This is a genomic window from Microbacterium sp. K36 (assembly GCF_004794355.1).
Taxonomy (GTDB): domain Bacteria; phylum Actinomycetota; class Actinomycetes; order Actinomycetales; family Microbacteriaceae; genus Microbacterium; species Microbacterium paraoxydans_D.
Window position 1 is genome coordinate 19,087 of the sequence record NZ_SSDN01000079.1, and the last position, 20,340, is coordinate 39,426.

General features: G+C 70.6%; 17 protein-coding genes. 6 read left to right on the forward strand and 11 right to left on the reverse strand.

Going from position 1 to position 20,340, the window contains the following annotated elements:
* Positions 1–7: 7 nt before the first annotated feature.
* The 3 genes from DW296_RS09390 to DW296_RS09400 form a co-directional block, all read right to left on the reverse strand.
* A complete protein-coding gene (locus tag DW296_RS09390) occupies positions 8–913 on the reverse strand; it encodes a carbohydrate ABC transporter permease (protein ID WP_136052010.1) in 906 nt (301 codons plus the stop codon).
* Positions 910–1,815 (reverse strand): carbohydrate ABC transporter permease, encoded by a 906-nt coding sequence (locus tag DW296_RS09395; protein ID WP_101847765.1) that lies wholly within the window; start codon positions 1,813–1,815, stop codon positions 910–912. The genes DW296_RS09390 and DW296_RS09395 overlap by 4 nt, the downstream gene beginning before the upstream one ends.
* Positions 1,816–1,882: 67 nt before the next feature.
* Positions 1,883–3,124: an ABC transporter substrate-binding protein gene (locus DW296_RS09400; protein ID WP_102208546.1), complete on the reverse strand. Its 1,242-nt coding sequence runs from the start codon at positions 3,122–3,124 to the stop codon at positions 1,883–1,885.
* A gap of 186 nt (positions 3,125–3,310) precedes the next feature.
* On the opposite strand from DW296_RS09400, the gene DW296_RS09405 reads away from it, so the two are divergent.
* The 5 genes from DW296_RS09405 (at position 3,311) to corA (ending at position 9,215) form a co-directional block, all read left to right on the forward strand.
* Positions 3,311–4,480: an ROK family protein gene (locus DW296_RS09405; RefSeq protein WP_136052011.1), complete on the forward strand. Its 1,170-nt coding sequence runs from the start codon at positions 3,311–3,313 to the stop codon at positions 4,478–4,480.
* Entirely contained in the window at positions 4,477–5,496 is a 1,020-nt protein-coding gene (locus DW296_RS09410; RefSeq protein WP_136052012.1) for a Gfo/Idh/MocA family protein, read from the forward strand. The genes DW296_RS09405 and DW296_RS09410 overlap by 4 nt, the downstream gene beginning before the upstream one ends.
* The gene (locus DW296_RS09415) at positions 5,493–6,515 is read left to right on the forward strand and encodes a Gfo/Idh/MocA family protein (protein ID WP_136052013.1); all 1,023 of its coding nucleotides are present in this window, start codon (positions 5,493–5,495) and stop codon (positions 6,513–6,515) included. The genes DW296_RS09410 and DW296_RS09415 overlap by 4 nt, the downstream gene beginning before the upstream one ends.
* A gap of 614 nt (positions 6,516–7,129) precedes the next feature.
* The gene (locus tag DW296_RS09420) at positions 7,130–7,924 is read left to right on the forward strand and encodes an SDR family NAD(P)-dependent oxidoreductase (protein WP_136052014.1); all 795 of its coding nucleotides are present in this window, start codon (positions 7,130–7,132) and stop codon (positions 7,922–7,924) included.
* Positions 7,925–8,213: 289 nt separating this feature from the next.
* On the forward strand, positions 8,214–9,215 hold the full coding sequence (gene corA, locus DW296_RS09425; protein ID WP_025104158.1) for a magnesium/cobalt transporter CorA: 1,002 nt from the start codon (positions 8,214–8,216) through the stop codon (positions 9,213–9,215).
* 69 nt (positions 9,216–9,284) lie between these two features.
* Here corA and DW296_RS09430 read toward each other — a convergent pair whose 3' ends face one another.
* Entirely contained in the window at positions 9,285–11,465 is a 2,181-nt protein-coding gene (locus DW296_RS09430; protein WP_136052015.1) for a S8 family peptidase, read from the reverse strand.
* 152 nt (positions 11,466–11,617) lie between these two features.
* Between DW296_RS09430 and DW296_RS09435 the strand changes: the two genes are divergently transcribed.
* The gene (locus DW296_RS09435; protein WP_136052016.1) at positions 11,618–12,145 is read left to right on the forward strand and encodes a cytochrome C5; all 528 of its coding nucleotides are present in this window, start codon (positions 11,618–11,620) and stop codon (positions 12,143–12,145) included.
* 88 nt (positions 12,146–12,233) lie between these two features.
* Here DW296_RS09435 and DW296_RS09440 read toward each other — a convergent pair whose 3' ends face one another.
* From DW296_RS09440 to DW296_RS09470, 7 genes are all read right to left on the reverse strand, one after another.
* The gene (locus DW296_RS09440; protein WP_136052017.1) at positions 12,234–13,976 is read right to left on the reverse strand and encodes a DUF7927 domain-containing protein; all 1,743 of its coding nucleotides are present in this window, start codon (positions 13,974–13,976) and stop codon (positions 12,234–12,236) included.
* A 34-nt stretch (positions 13,977–14,010) separates the two neighbouring features.
* On the reverse strand, positions 14,011–14,682 hold the full coding sequence (locus DW296_RS09445) for a hypothetical protein (RefSeq protein ID WP_136052018.1): 672 nt from the start codon (positions 14,680–14,682) through the stop codon (positions 14,011–14,013).
* A 77-nt stretch (positions 14,683–14,759) separates the two neighbouring features.
* The gene (locus DW296_RS09450; protein WP_136052019.1) at positions 14,760–15,353 is read right to left on the reverse strand and encodes an exosortase/archaeosortase family protein; all 594 of its coding nucleotides are present in this window, start codon (positions 15,351–15,353) and stop codon (positions 14,760–14,762) included.
* Entirely contained in the window at positions 15,353–16,711 is a 1,359-nt protein-coding gene (locus tag DW296_RS09455) for a glycosyltransferase family 2 protein (RefSeq protein WP_136052020.1), read from the reverse strand. Before DW296_RS09455 ends, DW296_RS09450 begins: the two co-directional genes overlap by 1 nt.
* Entirely contained in the window at positions 16,711–16,935 is a 225-nt protein-coding gene (locus DW296_RS09460) for an LPXTG cell wall anchor domain-containing protein (RefSeq protein WP_136052021.1), read from the reverse strand. The genes DW296_RS09455 and DW296_RS09460 overlap by 1 nt, the downstream gene beginning before the upstream one ends.
* Positions 16,935–18,032 (reverse strand): non-hydrolyzing UDP-N-acetylglucosamine 2-epimerase, encoded by a 1,098-nt coding sequence (gene wecB, locus DW296_RS09465; protein WP_240743050.1) that lies wholly within the window; start codon positions 18,030–18,032, stop codon positions 16,935–16,937. Before wecB ends, DW296_RS09460 begins: the two co-directional genes overlap by 1 nt.
* Positions 18,033–18,142: 110 nt before the next feature.
* On the reverse strand, positions 18,143–20,239 hold the full coding sequence (locus DW296_RS09470; protein ID WP_136052023.1) for a DUF11 domain-containing protein: 2,097 nt from the start codon (positions 20,237–20,239) through the stop codon (positions 18,143–18,145).
* Positions 20,240–20,340: the final 101 nt, after the last annotated feature.

The window sequence follows — 20,340 nt, forward strand, 5'->3', positions numbered from 1 at the left end:
CTTCTTCTCAGCCCTTGATCCCGGTGCCGGTGACGCCCTCCTGCACGTACCGCTGAGCGATGAGGTACGCGAGGAAGATCGGCAGCAGCGCCACGACGGAGCCGGCGAGCATGGTGCTGAGCGGCACATCCTGCTGCTGCAGCGACGAGATGCCCACGGTGAGGGTGAACATCGAGTTGGACTTGGCGATGATGAGCGGCCAGAGGAAGTCGTTCCAGTGCCAGAGGAAGACGAAGATCCCGAGCGTCGCGAGGATCGGCTTGCACAGCGGCAGCACGATCCGCAGGAAGATGCGGAACTCGCCGGCGCCGTCGATGCGGGCGGCCTCGAAGAGCTCGTCCGGAAGGCCCTGGATGAACTGGCGCATGAGGAAGACCGCCTGCGCGTTCGCGAGCGTCGGCAGGATGAGCCCCCAGTACGTGTCGATGCCGCCGAGGTTCGCCATGAGGATGAACGTCGGGATCAGCGTCACGTGGAACGGCACCATGACCATCGCCAGGAACGACCAGAACATGACCTCCTTGCCGCGGAAGCGCTTCTTGGCGAAGGCGTAGCCGGCGAGCGCGGAGAGGAACAGCACCGCCACGACCGAGACGAGCGAGTAGACGAGCGTGTTGAACAGCCAGACGAGGATGTTCTGCCCGCCGAGCACCTGCTCGTACGCCTCGAAGGAGATGTCGTTCCACGGGAGCAGCGAGCCGGGGAGCTCGACGAGCATGCCCGGCTTCAGGCTCAGCACGACCATGGCATAGAAGGGGAAGAAGCTGAGGATCCCGGCGAGGCTCAGCCAGATCCAGCGGATGGCGATGCCCCAGCCGGTCGGCTCGAGCGCGCGGAACGAGCGGCGTTTCCGCGCGGCGGGACGCGTCGCGGGCGGCGTCGTCTGCGTCGGCGGCTGCAGGAGGGCGGTCATTTCTGCTTTCCGATCACGAGGCGCTGGATGAGGGCGACCACGAGGGTCATGATGAACAGGGCCACGCCCACCGCGGCCGCGTAGCCGTAGTCGAAGTAGCGGAAGCCCTGGTCGTAGAGCATGTAGACGAGCGAGTAGCTCGCGTTCGCCGGCCCGCCCTGGGTCATCACGTAGATGACGTCGAAGACCTGGAAGGCGGCCGTCGTCTCGATCACCGCGAGGAAGAAGAAGGTCGGGCGCAGGTGCGGGAGGATGATCCAGCGGAAACGCTGCCAGGCGTTCGCGCCGTCGACCAGCGCCGCCTCCTCCAGCTCGCGCGGCACGTCCTGCAGGGCGGCGATGAGGATCATCATCCCGTAGCCGAACCGGGACCAGACGCCCACGACGACGATCGCGGGGATCACGAGCACGGTGCTGCCGAGCCAGGAGCCGCCGAGGCCGAGCGGCGTCATCAGGGCGGACCAGGGACCGTTGGCGGAGAAGATCCAGACGAAGATCGAGCCGGCCAGCACGAGCGAGGTGATGACCGGGAGGAAGAAGATCGAGCGGAAGAACCGGGCGCCGCGGAAGGCGCGGCGCACGCCGAGGGCCATGATCGTCGACAGCACGAGCGCGATCGGCACCGCGAAGACCGTGTAGATGAGGGTGGTCCCCAGCGCCCGCCAGAACAGCGGGTCGGCGACGAGGCGCTGGAAGTGGTCGAGGCCGCGCCAGGCGATCTCGCCGGAGATGTCGTAGTCGAAGAAGCTCAGCGCCACACCCGCGATGCTCGGGCCGAAGCGGAAGGCGATGAACAGCAGGAAGGCGGGGAGCACGAACAGGAACGCGACGCGCGCTTCCCGTCGGGCGAGCACCCGGGCGACCCGTCCTGCGGGCTTCGGCGCCGTGGTGGCCGTCGTCATTGTCGATTCCTCACGTGGGGGGCGGAGAGAGGGGGCGTGCGGCGGGTACCCGCACGCCCCCGGGGTGTCACTTCTGCAGCAGCGGGGCTGCGGCGGCCGCGGCGTCCTTGAGGGCGTCGGCCGGGGACTTCTGGCCCAGCAGGGCGGCCTGGATCTCCGGCGAGAGCACTCCCATGAGCGCACGGGAGCTGGCATCGAGCTCGCCCACCGTGGTGTCGGGGACGTACTTCTCGACCTCGCCGAGGAGCGGGTCGTCGGCGTACAGCGGCTCGGTGGTGCTGAGCGCGGAGAAGTAGCCGGCGGCCTTGAGGTACGGCTCGACGACGTCGGCGCCGGTCGCGAACTCGGCGAACGCGGCCGCGGCCTCGGGGGCCTTCGAGCCCTTGAGCACGGACAGCGAGCCGACGGTGCCGTAGGCCACGGACTCCTTGTCGGTCAGCGGCGCGAGGACCTTGACGTTCTCCTCGCCCCAGAACGGCGCGACCTCGGTCACGGCGTTGTTCCAGGTGCAGGCGACCTTGCCCTGGGCGATGGCGGTCTGCTCCAGCGGGACGTTGGTGGTGAGGGCCTCCGGGTCGAGCGCGCCCTCCTCGGCCAGGTCGGTCAGGAAGGTGAGCGCCTCTTCGCCGGCCTTGCTGTCGAAGCCGACCTCGCCGTCCTCGGTGTAGACCTCGCCGCCGGCCTGCCAGAGCAGTGGGTAGTAGGTGAGGTTGAGGGTGTTCTCGGCCGACGCCGGGTAGTTGAGGGCGTACATGCCCTTGTCGATGAACGCGGGAGCCATCTCGGCGATGTCGTCCCACGTCTCCGGGTACTCGGTCACCCCGGCGGCCTCGAACGCGGCCGCGTTGCAGATCAGCGGCTGCGCGCTGGTGAGGATCGGGGCGCCGAGGATGTCGCCGCCGAGCGTGACCGACTCCTTGACGTTGGGGAGCAGGTCGCCCTGGCGCTCCTCGCTGAGCAGGTCGTTCAGCGGGGCGATCGACTTCTGGTACGCCGCGAGCTGGTCGGGGATGAGGTAGACGACGTCCGGTCCCTTGCCGGCGGCGATCGCCGTCTGCAGGGCCTCGTCACGGTTCGCCCACGGGAAGATCTCGTACTTCACGTTGACGTTCTCGTTCTCCTTCTCGAACGCCTCGATGGTCGAGTCCCAGAAGTCCTTGTGCACCGCCTCGTCGGCGATGACGGGGTAGAGCCAGACCGTGATGTCCTGCTCGCCCTCTGCGGTGTTGCCTCCGCCGGCCGAACATCCGGCCAACAGGGTGGCGGCCGCGACTCCCGCGACGACGCCGGTGATCTTGCTGACGCGCATGGTGCTCCTTTGCGTAAACCGTGCTGAGTACGGTTCATTATGACATTGGCTTTGGATAATTCGTCAAGCACAAGTTCTCAGAGCCTTGTTTCGGCCGTGTTTCTCGGCCGTGAACAACAATCCCCGATCTGAGAATCGGGTGTGCTAATTTGATCGCACCAACGGCGGAGACGAAGGAGGGACCCGATGGGCGCGACCAGTCCGCTCTCGATCGTGGCGCGGTCCGCACTCCGGCTGCGCGACGCCGGACCGGCGACCGTCAGCGACCTCTCCCGGTCGCTCGAGGTCTCCCGCACCTCCGTCGAGAACGCCGTGGCGGTGCTCTCCGACTCGGGACTCCTCGTCGACGCCCCGGCGCAGAACGGCGGCGGCGCGGGGCGACCGGCCCGCCGCTACTCCTTCCACGCCGCCGCCGGCGTGGTGGTGGGCGTGGACATCGGCGTCGCGAGCGTGCGCGTCGTCGTCGCGGACCTCGCGGGCGTGGTGATCGCCCAGCGGGCGTTCCCCGGCGTCGCGGAGCAGCCCGACGGCCCGGCGAAGCTCGCCGCCGTGATCGACGACGTGCGACGCACGCTCGCCCCGCTCTCGCTGCCGCGGACCGGCCTGCGGGCGATCGGCGTCTCCCTGCCCGGCATCGTCGACGACGACGGGCGGGTCACCACCTCGGTCGTCATCCCGGAATGGTCCGGCATCGACATCGGCTCGCAGCTGCGCCAGGCGTTCGGCTGCCCCGTGGCGGTCGACAACGGTGTGCGGCTCGCGGCCGTCGCGGAACATCACCTCGGCGTCGCGCAGCTCGTCGACGACGTGATCTATCTCTCGGTCGGCAACCGCATCGCCATGGGGCTCATCCTCGGCGGCCGCCCCCGTCGCGGCATCCACAACGCGGCGGGAGACATCGGCCGCCTCGCGTTCCGGGGCCTGAACACCGAGACCGGGCAGATCTCGTGGCGCACCGCCCCGACGGCCGCCGAGGTGTTCGCCCTGGCGCGCAGCGGGGAGCAGGCCGCCCGGGAGGAGCTCGACGGCTTCATCGACGAGCTCGCCCACGGGATCGCGACGCTCATCATGACGGTCGACCCCGCCATGGTCGTGATCGGCGGCGGGCTCTCGGCCGCGCACGAGCAGCTGCTCGACCCCCTGCGCGCCGCCCTGACCGGCCATCTCGGTCTGCCGTTCCAGGTGCCCGTCGCGGAGGCGCGGCTGGGAGCGGAAGCCGCCGCCCACGGCGCCGTCGTGCATGCGTTCCAGCGGCATCCGGGCGACATCTACGGCATCGAGGACATGCCCGCCCCACCGATCACCCCCCTGCCGCACGACCCCGCGGCCGGCGACGACCCCGAGGAGAAGCAGTGAGCACGTTGAAGGTCGGACTCATCGGCGCGGGCGGGATCTCCCGCGTGCACGCCGATGCCTGGCGCGCGCTCGGCGTGCAGGGCTTCGTCACCTCGAAGGAGGGCGCGGAGGAGATCGCCGCCGAGTACGGCTTCGAGGTCGTGGCCGACGTCGATGCGCTCCTGGAGCAGGTCGACGTCGTCGACATCGTCACACCGAGCAGCACTCACGCCGACTTCGCCCTGCGCGCGATCGCCCGCGGGATCGACGTGATCTGCGAGAAGCCGCTCGCCGCGACCGCGGAGGCCGCCGCCGAGGTGACCGCCGCCGCAGCCGCCGCGGGGGTGCGGCTGTTCCCCGCCCACGTCGTGCGCTACATGGGGGAGTACGCCCGGATCAAGGCCGGCCTCGACGCCGGGCAGATCGGCATCCCCGCCGTGCAGCGCTTCCGTCGTCTGGGCGCCGCGCCCCAGGCCCCCTGGTTCTTCTCGGAGCGGGCGGGCGGCGGCGTCATCCGCGACCTCATGATCCACGACATCGATCAGGCGCTGTGGTTCGCCGGGCCGGTCGACAGCGTCTACGCGGTGCAGAACCCGCCGACGGTCGACGACCGCGTACCGGCCCCGGTCACGGCTCATGTCGTGCTCACCCACCGAAACGGGGTCATCAGCCACGTGCACGCGAGCTGGGTGCAGCCGGGCATGCCGTTCCGCACGAGCGTCGAGGTCGCCGGGTCCGAGGGGCGCCTGCGCTACGACAGCGCCGAGGACCACACGCTGCGCACCGACGCCGTGCTCGTCGAGGGCGCGACCGACTACCTCCCGCCGATGTCGCCGGAGGAGAGCCCGTACTACGCGGAGATCGCCGACTTCGTGGCCGCCATCGCGGAGGGACGCGAGGCCGCCGTCACCCCGGACGACGGGATCCGGGCGGTCGCGGTCGCCGAGGCCGCCTACGCCTCGATCGCCTCCGGAGCCCCGGTCGCCCTCCCCGCTTCGTCCCCCGCCGTCGCCGTTGCCGAGGAGGCCACCCGATGACCGCTCCCCGTCCGCTGCGGATCGCCGTGCTGTCTTTCGCGCACACGCACGCCCTCAGCTATGTGCACGCGCTGCAGCAGATGCCCGGCGTCGAGCTGATCGCCGCCGATCCCGACGGCGCCTCCGCCCCGGACGACGCTCCGCGCGGTGCCGCTCTGGCCGCGGAGCTCGGGGTCGCGTACGTCGAGACCTACGACGAGGCCTTCGCCTGGGGCCCGGACGCGGTCGTCGTGGCCGCTGAGAACTCCCGTCACCGTGCCCTCGTCGAGCAGGCCGCCGCGGCCGGCGTGCACGTGCTGTGCGAGAAGCCGCTGGCGACGACGGTCGAGGACGCGATCGCGATGCGCGACGCCTGCGACCGAGCGGGCGTGATGCTCATGGTGGCGTACCCGGTGCGCTTCTCCCCCGCGGTGCGCGACGCCCTCGCCGAGCTGCGCAGCGGACGCCTCGGGGCGATCCTCGGCGTCACCGGTATCAACAACGGCAAGCTCCCGCAGGACCGGGCCTGGTTCACCGACCCCACGCTCGCCGGCGGCGGTGCCCTGGTCGACCACGTCGTGCACTGCGCCGACCTCCTCGACGATCTCCTGGGTGAGCGGGCGCAGACCGTCCGCGCGGTGTCGAACAGCATCCTGCACGGGGAGCGCGACCTCGCGGTCGAGACCGGGGGCCTCGTGACGATCCAGTACCCGAGCGGGGTGATCGCCACGATCGACTGCTCGTGGAGCTGGCCGCTGAGCTCGCCGACCTGGGGCGGCCTCACCCTCGAGGTCGTGGCGGAGCGCGGGACCGTGACCGTGAGCCCCTTCGCGAAGGGCGTGGCCGGACACGATGTCCACGGCGAGACCTGGACCCCGGTCGGGGCCGACCTCGACGCCCTGCTGCTCGAGGAGTTCGTGCGGGCCGTGCGCGCGGGCCGTCAGCCTCAGCCCGACGCCGGAGTCGGCATCCGCACCGTCGAGATCGTGAAGGCCGCGCAGGAGTCCGCTTCCCGCGCCGGCACCCCCATCCCCCTCTGACCCCCGCCCCGCCGCACCCCCCGGCACCTCGCGGGATCGAAAACGCTCCCCTTCCGGTCTCCCCCGGCACCTTTCCCATCCCGCACCCTTCTCCGCGCCCCGAGTTTCCACCTCGCGGGATCGAAAACGCTCCCCGCTCCGACTCGTCAGGAACGTTTCCCATCCTGCACGCGGTCTCGAACCCGGGCCCGCCGTCCCGGGTGCGTCCTCACCCGTCCGCCCACCCCCGCCACGGTGCGGGATCAAGAGAGCACCTCCCCGGCCCACCCCCGGCGCGTTTTCCGTCCCGCACGTGCCGGGTCCCGCCGTGCGGGATCAAAACCGCGCCTTCCGCTCCCGTCCCCGGCCCGTTTCCGGTCCCGCACCCATCGGCACGGCCGAGTCCCCGGCTCGCCGGGTCGACACGTGCCCGATCGAGAACGCGCCGGACTCAGGGCCCGCGGGTGGGTTTCCCGTCCCGCATGGAGACGGCACGTCCCACTCCCGGCCCTCCCCCAGGTACACCGTGCGCGCATGGCCGCCTCCCCGCCGCTTCCGTGGCGGGCGAGCGCGCGGGCATGAATCCGGCGCGGCGGGCGTTGTACCCGAGGCCGCAGCGACACGGAGGAGACATCATGCGCATCGACCTCGCCGGGAAGACCGCCCTCGTCACGGGCTCCACCCAGGGCATCGGACTCGCCATCGCCACGACTCTGGCCGACGCGGGAGCACGGGTCGCGGTCAACGGCCGGAACCCCGAGACCGTATCGTCGGTCATCGCCGCGCTGCAGGAGGAGAATCCGGACCGGAGCCTCGTCGCCGCGCCGGGAGACGTCACCACGGAGGACGGCGCCGCCCGCGTCCTCGCCGCCACCGGAGACGTCGACATCCTCGTGAACAACCTCGGCATCTTCGGGGCAGCCCCCGCGCTCGACATCTCCGACGAGGAGTGGCGCCGGTACTTCGACGTGAACGTGCTCGCCGCCGTCCGGCTCATCCGCGCGACCCTGCCCGGCATGAAGGAGCGCGGCTGGGGCCGGGTGCTCGACATCGCGAGCGACTCCGCGGTCGTGATCCCAGCGGAGATGATCCACTACGGGATGTCGAAGACCGCACTGCTCGCCGTGTCCCGGGGCTTCGCGAAGGAGGCGGCCGGCACCGGCGTGACGGTGAACTCGGTGCTCGCGGGCCCGACCCACACCGGCGGCGTGGAGGACTTCGTGTACTCGCTCGTGGATCCGCAGCTGTCGTGGGAGGAGGCCCAGCGCGAGTTCATGCGCGTGCACCGCCCCCAGTCCCTGCTGCAGCGGCTCATCGAACCGGAGGAGATCGCGAACATGGTCGCGTACCTCGCGTCCCCGCTCGCCTCGGCGACGACGGGCGCCGCCGTCCGGGTCGATGGCGGTTACATCGACGCGATCGTCCCCTGACCCTTCGAATCGCGCACTTGGCGGCATCTGCGGCCGGAATGGGGCCATTCGGGCGATTCGAAACAGAGGGGTAAGCTGGCCCCCGGAGAAGCACGGAAAGGCGGTGATGGCGATGTCCGACGATAGTAACGACGCCGCCCTCGCTGCGTCGCGCTTCCCCGCACTCACGCGTTGAGCTCCTGCTCCGCGTCCGCGACTCTCGCCTCGCAGTCATCGGCGGCGTCTCCCGCCCCCTGACGAATCCGCACGGACCCTCGCGTCCGTGCGCCCGCGAGAACGGAGCCGCATCATGGCGCTCATCGACAACGGCGTGTACGTCCACGGACGTCGCGTGGAGACCCCGAAGAACCTGGACGAGACCTACCGGATGCTGGATGCCGCCGGCGGGATCGCGTGGATCGGCCTGTACCGGCCGAGTCCGGAGGAGGTCGCGTCCGTCGCCCGCGAGTTCGATCTGCATCCGCTCGCCGTCGAGGACGCGCTCTCGGGGCATCAGCGCTCCAAGGTGGAGCGTTACGGCGACACCCTCTTCGCCGTGCTGCGTCCCGCCCGCTACCGCGACAAGGAGGAGTCGATCGAGTTCGGTGAGCTGCACCTGTTCATCGGCCCCGACTTCGTGGTGACGATCCGCCACGCGGAGTCGCCGAACCTCGCCGCGGTCCGCCGCCGGATGGAGGCGAACCCGGAGCTGCTCGCGATGGGACCGGAGGCGGTCTTCTACGCGATCCTCGACGAGGTCGTGGACGAGTACGAGCCCGTCGTGGCGGGCCTGGAGAACGACATCGACGAGATCGAGGACCAGCTCTTCGGCGACAGCGACGACGACGCCCTCTCCCGCCGCATCTACGAGCTCTCCCGCGAGGTCATCAACTTCCAGCGCGCGGTGCACCCGCTCAGCGGCATGCTGGAGTGGCTGCGCCGCGGGTCGGAGAAGTACCGCATCGACGAGGAGCTGCAGCGCTCCCTCCGCGACGTGCTCGACCACACGATCCGCGTGAACGAGCGGGTCGACTCATTCCGCGCGATCCTGGAGAACGCCCTGACGGTGCAGTCGGCGCTGGTCGCCCGGCGGCACTCGGAGGCGGGGCTCGCCCAGAACGACGAGATCAAGAAGATCTCCTCGTGGGCGGCCATCATCTTCGCCCCCACGCTCGTGGGCACCGTCTACGGGATGAACTTCGACGTGATGCCGGAGCTGCACTGGGCGTTCGGGTATCCGATGGCGATCGGGGCGATGGCTGCGTTCGCGGTCGGGCTCTATGGGGTGTTCAAGTACAAGAGGTGGCTCTGACACGCAGGCCGTCACGCCGGTTCAGGCTGTTGATTCCAAAAAGCGCCTGAACCAGCGTGACCGCCTGTCTCAGCGCACAGCGATCATGGGGAAGGCGGGCTCGTCGCCGGAGGTCGCGGGGATCTGCAGCTGGGCCTTCTCCGCCGAGTCCAGCGTGAGGGTCCATCGCAGCCCGCGGGCCGTCCGCTCGACCTCGCCCACCGTCGGCACCGGGATCTCGACGTCCCCGAAAGCCGTCAGATCGATGTCGACGACCGCCCGTCCGCCCGCCGCCCCGGCATTGGCGAGGTCCAGGAGGATGAGCGTGTCGTGCGTAGCCCCGGGCTGCGGGGAGAGCTCGACCGAGTAGCCGATCGCCGACTTCGTGTGCACCGAGAACCGGACCGGCGCGGTGGTGGCCGAGGTGTCGCTGCCCACGATCGTCCTGGCCACGACCTCGTAGGTCCCCTGCGTCAGCGGCGCATTCACGGTCCAGGTGCCGTCGTCGCGCACGGTCACGAACCGCAGGAACGGCGTCACCTCCCCGTCGCGCACGTCCACCCGGACCCGCGAGCCCGGCACGCCGGTACCCGAGATGGTCGTCGTGGTCGCGGTGACCGTGGCCCCGGCCTTCGGGGTGAGGATGGTCGGCGTGGCCGGGGAGGTGCGGATGACGATGGGGGCCCTGGCCTCGCCGGCGATCAGGGTGCTCGGCCCGGCTGGAGCATCCGCGGGGAGGGGGAACACGGTCGCGAACCGTCCCTGCGCATCGGTCTGCACCGGCGTGGTGGCGGTGCCCACGCGGAGCTCGACGGTGCTCCGCGGCGGATGTCCGCTGCCGGTCACCCGAAAGGACTGCCCGGTGAGCGCCACGCGGGAGTAGACCCCGACGGCGGGGACGGAGGTGCCGATGTCGGCGTCCATGAGTCCGGCGCCCACCCGATCCGGTCCCTCGTCGGCGACGCCGTCGGCCGTGGCCCTGATGCGACGCGCGACCTCGTCGGGAGTGAGCGTCGGGTCGGCGGCGAGCATCCGAGCGGCGAGCCCCGCGACGTGCGGCGAGGCCATGGACGTGCCGGGGAACTGGGCGTAGATCGAGCCGTCGTCCTGGCGGGTCACCGCGGACCACACGACTCCGGGAGCGGTGACGGTCACCTTGCCCGCTCCGTAGTTGGAGAATCCGGCCCTGACGACGGCGCCGCTGGTCTCGTCCTGATCGGCGGCGGCGACGGAGATCACGTCCGGCAGTCCGGCCGGGGCCTTCAGGCACGACGAGTCGACGGGGCGCGGCTCCGGGGCACCGTCGTCCGGGCTGAGGACGTCCGTGGTCATCGTGGCGAGGTCCTGCGCCTCGTTCCCCACGGCGGCGACGTTGACCACGCCCTGCTCGTGCGCATAGGCGTACGTGCGGCGGAGGGCTTCCAGTGCGGCGGCCTGTGTCTCCTCACCGGCGCACCAGACGTACCAGGGGTCGACGTAGTAGCTGTGGTTCACGACGGGGATGTCGTGTCGGACCGCCCACATCGTCGCGCAGATGCTGGCCTCGGGGTAGATGTGCCCGGTCTGGTTGTCGACCTTGATGGCGGCGACGCGCGCATCCGGGGCGATGCCGCGGATCCCGGAGCCGTTGGCGGCGCCGGCGATGCTCCCCGCCACATGGGTCCCGTGGGCTCCGACGAGCCCCGCGGCCGGCTGCCACGCGGCAGGCCGGGTGTCCGGGACGCCGTTGATCCCGCAGCCGACGGAGAGCGCGGGGTCGATGCGGTCGGCGAGGTCGGGGTGTCCCGCGTCGATGCCGTTGTCCGCGACCCCGACGACCACGCCCGCCCCGCCCGGGGTCGTCGCGCCGACGGCGACGGTGTCCCACGCGGTGCCCTCGGCGGGCATGGTCTCGGGCTCGTCCGTGACCCCGGCTGCCGATACCGCCGGCTCGGGAAGGCGGTCCGGCATGGTCGACGTGCGGGTGGGGCCGACGGACTGCACCCACGGCTGGGCGCGGAGCTGCGCCGCGAACTCTCCTTCGGGCGCCCGGACGACGGTGACCCCGATCTCCGGGTACGAGATCAGGAGCGTCCCTCCCGCGTCGGCGATGGCCGCGCGCAGCGTCTCGTCGCTCGCTGCACCGGGGGCGGTGTTCACGACCCAGTTCAGAGCGGGTGCGTCAGGGGCGACCTCCGCCGCCGCCGGAAGCGCGGATGACGGGATCGCCAGGGCGAGAGCAGCACCGACGGCGAGCGTTACGCCGATGCCGCGGGAGAGGGGACGGATCACAGCAGCCTGCCTTTCGAACGCGGCCGGGGGCCGTCGAGTCGGGATGGTCCGGTGAACAAGAGACGGAGGGGGCGGATCGATTACGCGCGTCCGAGATTCCGGTCGCGGAAGAACCAGGGGCCACGGCGCGCGAGATGCGCGAGACTGGAAGCATGGCGCTCGATCTCCTCCTGTCCCGCATCGTCGAGAGCGGTCTGCTCGAAGACCCCGTCTCCGAGAACGGTCTCGTCTACGGCCGGGCGAGCCTGGACGCCGCCGGCACCGTCGTGAACGTGAACGTCGACCCCGAGCTGGAGGGCGACGAGACCGCGGAGGACCTGGATCCGGACGAGCTCGTCGCTGCCATCGCGAAGGTGCTCTCGATGAGCGAGAAGCGCTGGCGGGCGATCGTCGAGGAGGTCGCGCTCGACATCGAGGACGCGGTGCAGGACGAGCCCGTCGTCGAGCAGATCGACCTGCGGGACGACCTCGAGGCCACGTCGGTCGTCGTGTTCGCGGATGCCGTGCTGCTGGCGTTCGTCGCCCCCAAGCAGTTCCCGGAGTCGCGCATCCTCGTGCAGCTCGACGAGGAGCTGGAGGTCGACGGCATCGAGGTGCGCGAGCCCGACGGCACCGAGGTCATCGACGTCGACACGCTCGACGAGCTGATGGACCTCATCAGTCGCGCCGACCGGGACTGACTCACCCGCACGCGGAAACAGGCGAACGCGCGAGCACAGGCCACCCCCAGAGGAGGGGCCTGCACCCGCGCGTCCGCCTGAGGTCCGGCTAGCGCGCGCTGCCGTAGTAGGTGACGTTGGGGAAGGCGAAGCCGTCGCCGTTCCCGTTCCAGACACCGGTGAAGGTGATCACGACCGTCTCACCCGAGGCGAGGGGTCCCTTCCAGTCGATGCTGTCGCCGCTCACGGTGACCGTGCCGCGGTTGGCGGTCACGCTCGACGGGTTCCAGCTGGAATCGTCGAGGATGCCGGCGAGCGTGTACGCGATCTCCGCGTTCGCCGAGTCGACGTTGCCGTTGTTGCCGAACTCCATCCGGTACGTCACGGCCTGACCCGGCGTCGGGTCGGTCGGGTTCGAGTTGAACGTGTACTGGAAGAACTCGCGCTTGACGGTGTCGGTGTCGGTCGCGCAGACGTTCGCCGCGTTCCCGGCGACCGCGCAGGCCTGGTTGGTCAGCGCCCCGGGAGGAGCCGACTGGTTGACCTTGGCGTTCACCTTCAGCGTGACCGACTGCCCGGGTGCCAGCGTGCCGAGGTTGGCGGTCACGGTGCGCCCGGAGGCACTCACCGTCACTCCCGACGGACCGCTACCCGAGACGAAGTCGAGACCGGCCGGGAGCGGGTCGCTGACCACGACGTTCGTGGCTGCGCCGTCTCCGGTGTTCCGCACGACGATGTCGTAGGTGAGGTCCTGACCGAGCTTCACATCACCCTGACCGTCGTTCTTGCTGATGGTCAGCACCGGCGTCGTCTTCTTGGTGATGGTGGTGTCATCCCAGTCACACGCCTGGTTCGTGGAGGTTCCCACGGCGCACGCGTTGTTGCGCAGGTTCCCGATCGGCGTCGCATCGCCGACGGTGGCCTTCACGGTGATCGTCGAGGACGCCCCGGGAGCGAGCGATGGGATCGTCCCCTGGACGCGCTGCCCGGTGACCGAGACCGTCCCGGTCGTGCCGGCGGTGTACGCCGCAGTGATCCCGGTGAGCCCGGCCGGCAGGTCGTCGCTGACGACGACGTTGCTCGCCGCACCGGTGCCGGTGTTGCGCACCACGATGTCGTAGGAGAGCTGGTCGCCGATCACGGCCGTGTCACGGTGGTCGTTCTTGTCCACCGTCAGCGCGGGCGCCGTGGGCTTGTCCACGTCGATGTCGATGCTGTGCAGATCGCTCGGCACCTTCGTCCACGACGGCACGAGGCCCAGGAACGCGCCCTTCGAGCGCATGCTGAGCTGGAACTCGACCTTCGAGACCGTGCCGTTGACCTGGACCGTACCGGTCTTGGCGGTGAAGGACGTCGAGGTGATCGTGTTCGAGGTCACATCGAGGTTCCCGCTCACGGTGCTCAGGCTCACCCCGGAGGTCTTCAGCGTGTACTTCGCCGAGGACTGCACGACGCCGCCGATGGAGTAGACGTCACCGCCGAGGTTGGCGAGGGTGATCTTCGGGTTCGTCACCTGCTGGCCGAAGTCGATCACGACGTTCCCGCGGACGCACTCGATGCCGTTCTTGCAGGGGTACCCCTCGTTGAGGCCGATGACGTTGAGCCCGAGCTCCCCGCCGTCACGGACCGTCGCGAGGTCGACGGCGTTGCCGGAGCCCTTGATCTGCACCTTGTCGGTGGTGGTGATGCGGGCCGTCGCGCCGGCGGCCGACGCGGTACGGGTGTCTCCCGATCCGCTCCAGCCGTTGACGTCGGCCGCCGAGGCGGCGGGGGCACCCGCGAGGGCGCCCGCCGCCAGAGCGGTGAGCACCCCCACGGTCAGCGCACCCCGAAGAAAGGATGTCTTCTTCACAGGTCTCTCGTCCTCCGTCTCTGTCCGGCGCCCGTCACCGGGTCGCCGAGGGACGACGGCGCAGCGCGAACGCGCCCGCGGCTCCGACGGCGATCACACCGGCTCCGGCCAGCCCGACGGCCGGATCGGCCACCGGTACCGGGGGACGCTCGGCGAAGGTGTGGCCGTAGTTGTAGGTGAAGCGGTGGTCGTCGGTGAAGACGCCGCCGGTGTAGAGCACCTTGGCGCTGTTGGTGATCTGCGGACCCCAGTAGTCGGCGTCGACGGTGAACGTCGCCATCGGGGTCACGATGCTGGTGCCGCCGTCGTGCGTGACGTTGAACGTCCAGACGACGTTGCCTCCGACGAGCTGACCCCCGGCGGTCGCCGACACGAAGGTCGTGTGCGCCGGCACGGGCAGGATCACCTTGTAGACGCCGTCGATCTGCTCGTCGTTGACGAGCTGCACGATGGCTCCCTCCTTGATCTCCGACCCCGGGGTCACACCCGTCTGCGCCGTCTGCGTGGCGCGGCCCAGGTAGCCCCGCGTCGAGGCCTGGCCGTCGACGTCTTCCGTGCTGCGGACCGAGGAGACCCCGCCGCTGGACGTGGTGCTCGGGGAGTCCGGCTCGTCGGCGGCCATGGCCCCCTGCGCGCCGAGGAGCGAACCCCCGACGATCAGCAGGCCGACGCCGGCGCTGCACGCGGTCTTGAGGATGCTCTTCATGATGAAGCCTCTTTCTTGATGTGGACACGACGAGCAGAGTGCTTCGCCGCGAATGAGACGGAGGGGGCGACGGTCGATTACGTCCGTGGGCGACGAGTATTCCGGCGCTGAGGGGCACGGACGCCGATGATCAGGAGCATGACGACGAGTCCGACGACGTAGCCGAGCACGCCGACGAGCGACCCTACGAAGACATGGCTCACCTTGTACCCGGGATCGAGACCCCAGGTCTGGGTGGCCCAGCCGATCAGCACGAGCCGCAGCATGTTGACCGCGAAGACGATGCCCCACATCGCCGCGAGCCCGCCGAAGAGCCGGCTCCACCGCACGCGGGTGAAGGCGAGGATCACCGCGGCGACGACGGTGAGGGGGAGGCCGATCAGCAGCGCCGTGCACTCGACCGTGATCTGCAGGGCGATCAGGTCTCCGTTCGGGGTCCAGACGAGGTAGTGCTCGCCGATCGCTGCACGCTGGCCCTCGACGAACGGCGAGAGCAACCACGTCGCGACGACGGCCTCGATGGCGCGGAAGGAGGTGTTGACCGCCAGGAGCGCTCCCCCCGCGGCGAGCATCAGCAGCGCCACGACCACGCGCGCGGCACGGTTCGACGGCGACACCCGATCCAGTCGGCGAGCGCGGAGGGCGGGCAGGGTTTCGGTGACGGTGGTCATCAGGCCTCCACGGCGACGGATCCGTTGACGACGACGTGGGCCTCCGCATTGCGGCGTGTCTTGGCCCAGCCGTTCTTGCCCCGGACGATGCGCAGGAACGCCCGCGCGATGCAGATGTACATGTAGTAGACGTAGAGCCAGACCCCGAGCCCCCACCCCAGCGCCGTCAGCCAGCTCGCCTGGGGTTCGCAGCGGATCTTGTAGACGAATCCCCAGACGGCGAACGGGGCGACGGAGAAGGCGAACAGGAGTCCGAGGACGCCGAGGGTGTCGCCGAGCGCGACCTGGAAGAGCTCCGGCTGCTGCACCCAGTACCCGACCTGGGCCCCGAAGAGGATGAGGAACGAGAGTCCGCCGAGCATCTGGAGGAACGGCAGCACGAGGTAGTACACCGTCTCGATCACCCCGGCGTTGTCGACGTACGGCGACTTCACCACCTCGCGGATGTACTTGACGCACTGGATGTTCCCCTGCGCCCACCGGGTGCGCTGCGTGAGCAGGCGACGGATCGAGGGAAGGGCCTCCTGGTTCACGTGCGTGTCGTAGACGTGGCGGACCTGGTAGCCCGCCAGCACGACGTGCACGCCCAGCTCGTAGTCCTCGAGCAGGGCGCCGTGCCACGGCTCGCCGAACGTGTCGCCGATCGCGTCGAGCACGGACAGCCGGGTGAACTGGCCGTTGCCTCCCAGACCGACCGTCCCCGTCTTGGCCCGGAGCGACTGCATCGCGGCGATCGTGGTGCGGAACTCGAGATCCTGCATCCGCAGCAGGAACCGCGCGAACATGTTGGCGAACCGGCCGCCGTGCGGGTACGGCTTCGGGTCGTCGCGATTCTTCATCCACACCGCGATCTGCGCCGCCCCCACGCTCTCGTCGCCGAAGATGTCGTCGGCCGCGCAGATCTCGAGGGCGTTGGGCTCCATCTCGCCGTCCGCGTCGATGACGACGACGACGATCCGATCATGGTCGGCGTCGGCGGGGAGCCAGGCGAGGAGCTGATGGTAGGCGGCGTTGAGGGCGTCGCCCTTGCCGGTCCGCGCCTCGGGTCGCCGCCGCTGGACGAGATGCACGTGCTCGTCGGCGTCGGCCCAGCGGGTGACGATCGCCGCCGTGGCATCCTCGCTGTCGTCGTCGATCACCCAGACGTGGGCCCCGGGGAAGTCCCGCCGCGCCCGCGACACGGTGGTGTCGATGACCGCCTCCTCGTCCCGACACGGGATGAAGAAGTGCCATTCGAAGTGCGCCGGGTCACCGGGAACGGTCTTCGGATAGCGCAGATAGGGGATGAGGATGAACAGGACGTACGTGACGAACGCGACGCCGAGCAGGACCGTGAACGCGTTGAGCACCGGGAACATCAGGGAGTCCTCCCCCGCACGGGGTCCTCTTCCGGCGCGACGGATCGGCGGATCGGGCGAGGAGCCGGCGACGGTCGCCGCAGCAGGTGGGTGCGCAGGAGCAGTCCCGCCCCCACGGTCACCGCGATCCCCGCCGCCATGACCACGGTGGTCATGGATTCCGGCCCGGTGGCGGCAAGGGCGCCGACTGTGGCGAGCGGGGTGGTCAGGGCGTTGCTGTACATCAGGACTCCTCGGGGCGGGGCGGGGCGACGGTGGTGCGGATGTGCGCCGCGATGCGCGCAGTGGCCTGGCCGTCCCCGAAGGGCGACGGCACGGCGGCGAGTCGGGCGAGGGTCGGCTCCACCGCATCCAGCAGGGTGGCTGCGGCAGCGGCGAGCTCCTGCGGTGAGACCAGCCGCGTGAAGGATCCCAGCGCCTCGGGGCGCTCGGTCGAGTCCCGGACGACGAGGACGGGGCGCCCGATCACGGTCGCCTCCTCCTGGATACCTCCGGAGTCGGAGACCAGCAGGGCGGCATGCGCGGCGAGCGCGAGGAACCGCTCGTAGGGAAGCGGCTCCTCGGCGATCAGCGCGTCCAGGAGATGCGTGGCGTCCAGCGTGGTGAGCATCGCCCTCGTGCGGGGGTGCACCGGGAACACGACGGGCCACCCCGATGCCGCGATGGCGTTGAACGCGCGGAGGGTGGCCAGGAGGTTCTCCGGGGTGTCCACGTTCTCCTGGCGGTGCAGCGTGGCGAGCACGTAGCCGGCGGGGGCGAGCCCGAGCTCGGCGAGCACCTCGGCATCGCCGTCCGCCCCGGCGCGCTGCGCACGCACCGCCTCCACCACCGGGTTGCCGGTGACCAGGATGCGCGCATCGTCGATGCCCTCGGCGAGGAGGTTGGCGCGGTTCGCCTCGGTCGCCGCGAACAGGTCGTCGGCGATGTGGTCGACCATCACCCTGTTGTGCTCCTCGGGCATCCGGCGATCGTTCGCCCGGAGTCCTGCCTCGACGTGCCCGAGGCGGACTCCGGCGGCGTTCGCGGCCAGAGCGGCGGCGAACGTCGCGTTCGTGTCCCCCTGGACGACGACGTACCCCGGCTCGAAGCGCGTGATGGCCTCGGCGATCTGCTCGGCGGCGCGCCCGATCTGGGCGGCCCGCGGGAGACCTCCGACGTGCAGCTGGAGGTCGACCCGCTCGATCCCGCAGGCCCGGAGGAACACCCGGGACATCCCCGGGTCGTAGTGCTGACCGGTATGGACGACGAAGGCGGCGTCTCCCAGTTCCCGGACGAGGGGGGCGAGTTTGATGATCTCGGGACGGGTCCCGAAGACGATCATGACGGAGCCTTTCGGCAGCGGAACGGACGAAGTGGACTGTGAGAAGTGCATTTCTGGGTACCTCGATCAGCCCCCGGAGGGAGGTCCCCCGTGGCTGACGCGATCAGTGGTTATCGGTGGGTCGCGCGACGCGCGGAGACGATGAGGAGCAGAGCCCCACCTGCCAGCAGCGCGATCGCGGGGAGGACGGAGAGCGGCGTGCCGCCGGTCTGGGCGAGCCCTGCGGCCGCAGGGGCACGGACGACGGTCGCCGCGCACGACCACTGCGCGTCGTCCGCGCAGGCGTGCGCCGCCGACAGCGGCGGCAGCGCAGGGAGGCCGGACAGATCGTCCGGGACGGCGATCCCGGCCTGGACCGCTGCCGCCCGCAGACCGGCGATCATCGACTCGTCGTAGGTCACGGTGGCGCGGTTGACGATGGTGCCCTCCGCATCGCGCGGCAGCTGGGCACGCAGGGTCATCGTGGCGGACTCCCCTGGTCCGAGCTCCGGTACCACCCAGCCCACGCGGTCCTGCACGGCGACGCCCCCGGTCGAGGCGGCGATGAGCCGCGCGCCGTCCGGGAGATCGTCGACGACGGGGATCTGGGTCGCGGTACCGGGGCCGACGTTCGACACGGTGATCGTGTAGTCGAGGATGGATCCGGCGACCGCCGCGGATTGCGCGACCGTCTTGTCGATCTCGAGCGAGGCGAGCGCGGCCACCGCGGTCAGGGCGCACGCCTGCTGCGGGTCGTCCGGGCACGGGGTGGTCACCGTCGGCGCCGGGGTTCCGGCAGGCGCATCCGCAGGGTTCTGCACGGTGGCGCGGTTGAGGAGCTGCGCCTCGTCCAGGCCCCCCGGGGTGGTTCCGGTCACGTGCAGCGCGACCTCGCCCCCGGCGGGCACCTCGGGCAGCGTCCAGCGGACGGTGCCGTCGGCGACCACGCCGCCCTGATCGGCCGAGACAGCGGTCAGGGCCGGCGGCAGGAGGTCGGTCACCGGGACGTCGGTCGCCGGACCCGTGCCGACGTTGGCGACGACGAGGGTGTACGTCAGCACCTCGTCATGGCCGGCGACCTGCTTGTCGACCGTCTTCGCGAGCGACAACGCCGGCAGGGCGGCGACCGTCGTGGCGGCGCAGGCGGCACCCGCGTCGTCCGCACACGGCGTCGCCGACGTGGGTGCGGGCGTCTCGGCCGGGGCATCGGCGGGATTCTTCACCACCGCGCGATTGACGAGCGTGCTGCCCGCACCCGCGCGATCGACCGTCCCGAGGACGTGCAGGGTGCTGGTGCCCCCGGCGGGGAGGGCGTCGATCGTCCACGTGACCGTGCCGTCCCCGACGACGCCGCCCTGATCGGCCGTCACATCACGCAGCCCGGTGGGAAGGGTGTCGGTCACGGGCACCTGCCGGGCGTCCGCCTCGCCGGAGTTCCGGACGGTGATGGTGTAGTCGAGGGTGTCGCCGGGCGCAGCGGCCGCCTTGTCCACGACCTTCGCGATCGAGAGACCGGCGAGCTTCGGGTCCGGTGTGGCGGTGGCCGTGATCCCGAGGGCGTAGCCGTCGGTCGCCGTCGTCTGCGTGCCGCCGAGGGCGAAGCGGGCGACGTCGAAGACGATGCGCGTGATCTTGGTGCCCGGGACGGTGAAGCTTCCGCAGCCCCCGGGGCGCGAGGCCGCGGTGCAGGAAATGCGCAGGTCGCCGCGGACGTACCCGTCGCCTCCGTCCACGAAGGTCGCGCCGTCGGAGACGACCGCGCGGGTGGCGCCGCCGTCGGCGGAGGCGAAGCGCATGCCATCCGCGATGGCGATCCCGCCGAGCCCGGTACCTCCGGTACCGGCGCCGAACTCGGCGATGTGGATGGCGGGATCGTCGACGGGGCGGTCGAACGTGATGGTGAGCTGTCCTTCCCCGCACCGCGACGCCGTGCCGCAGTTCGCCTTCGAGTGCACGTCGAGCGTCGCGAGGTCCTTCGCCGAGACACCGGCGGCGTACATCGCGTCCGTGCCGCTCCAGGTGCTCAGCGTCTTGCCCTCGCCCCCGAAGATGCGCGAGCCGCCCGACAGTGTCGCCGTGGCGACCGTGCCGTCCGGCAGCGTGAACCTGCCGGTGTTCGCGTCGACGATGGTCGCCGCTCCCGTCGCGGCGGTGGCGGGGGCCGCGGCGACGACGGCACCGAGGGCGAGCAGCAATCCGAGCACGAAGGCGCCCGATCGTTTCCTCATGGCGATGTGATTCCAATCTCGATCTCTTCATCCGCTGGTATCCGGAGATGGCGGACTCCTACAGGACAGCGATGCGCAGGGGTGATTACGCGCGGTTCCGA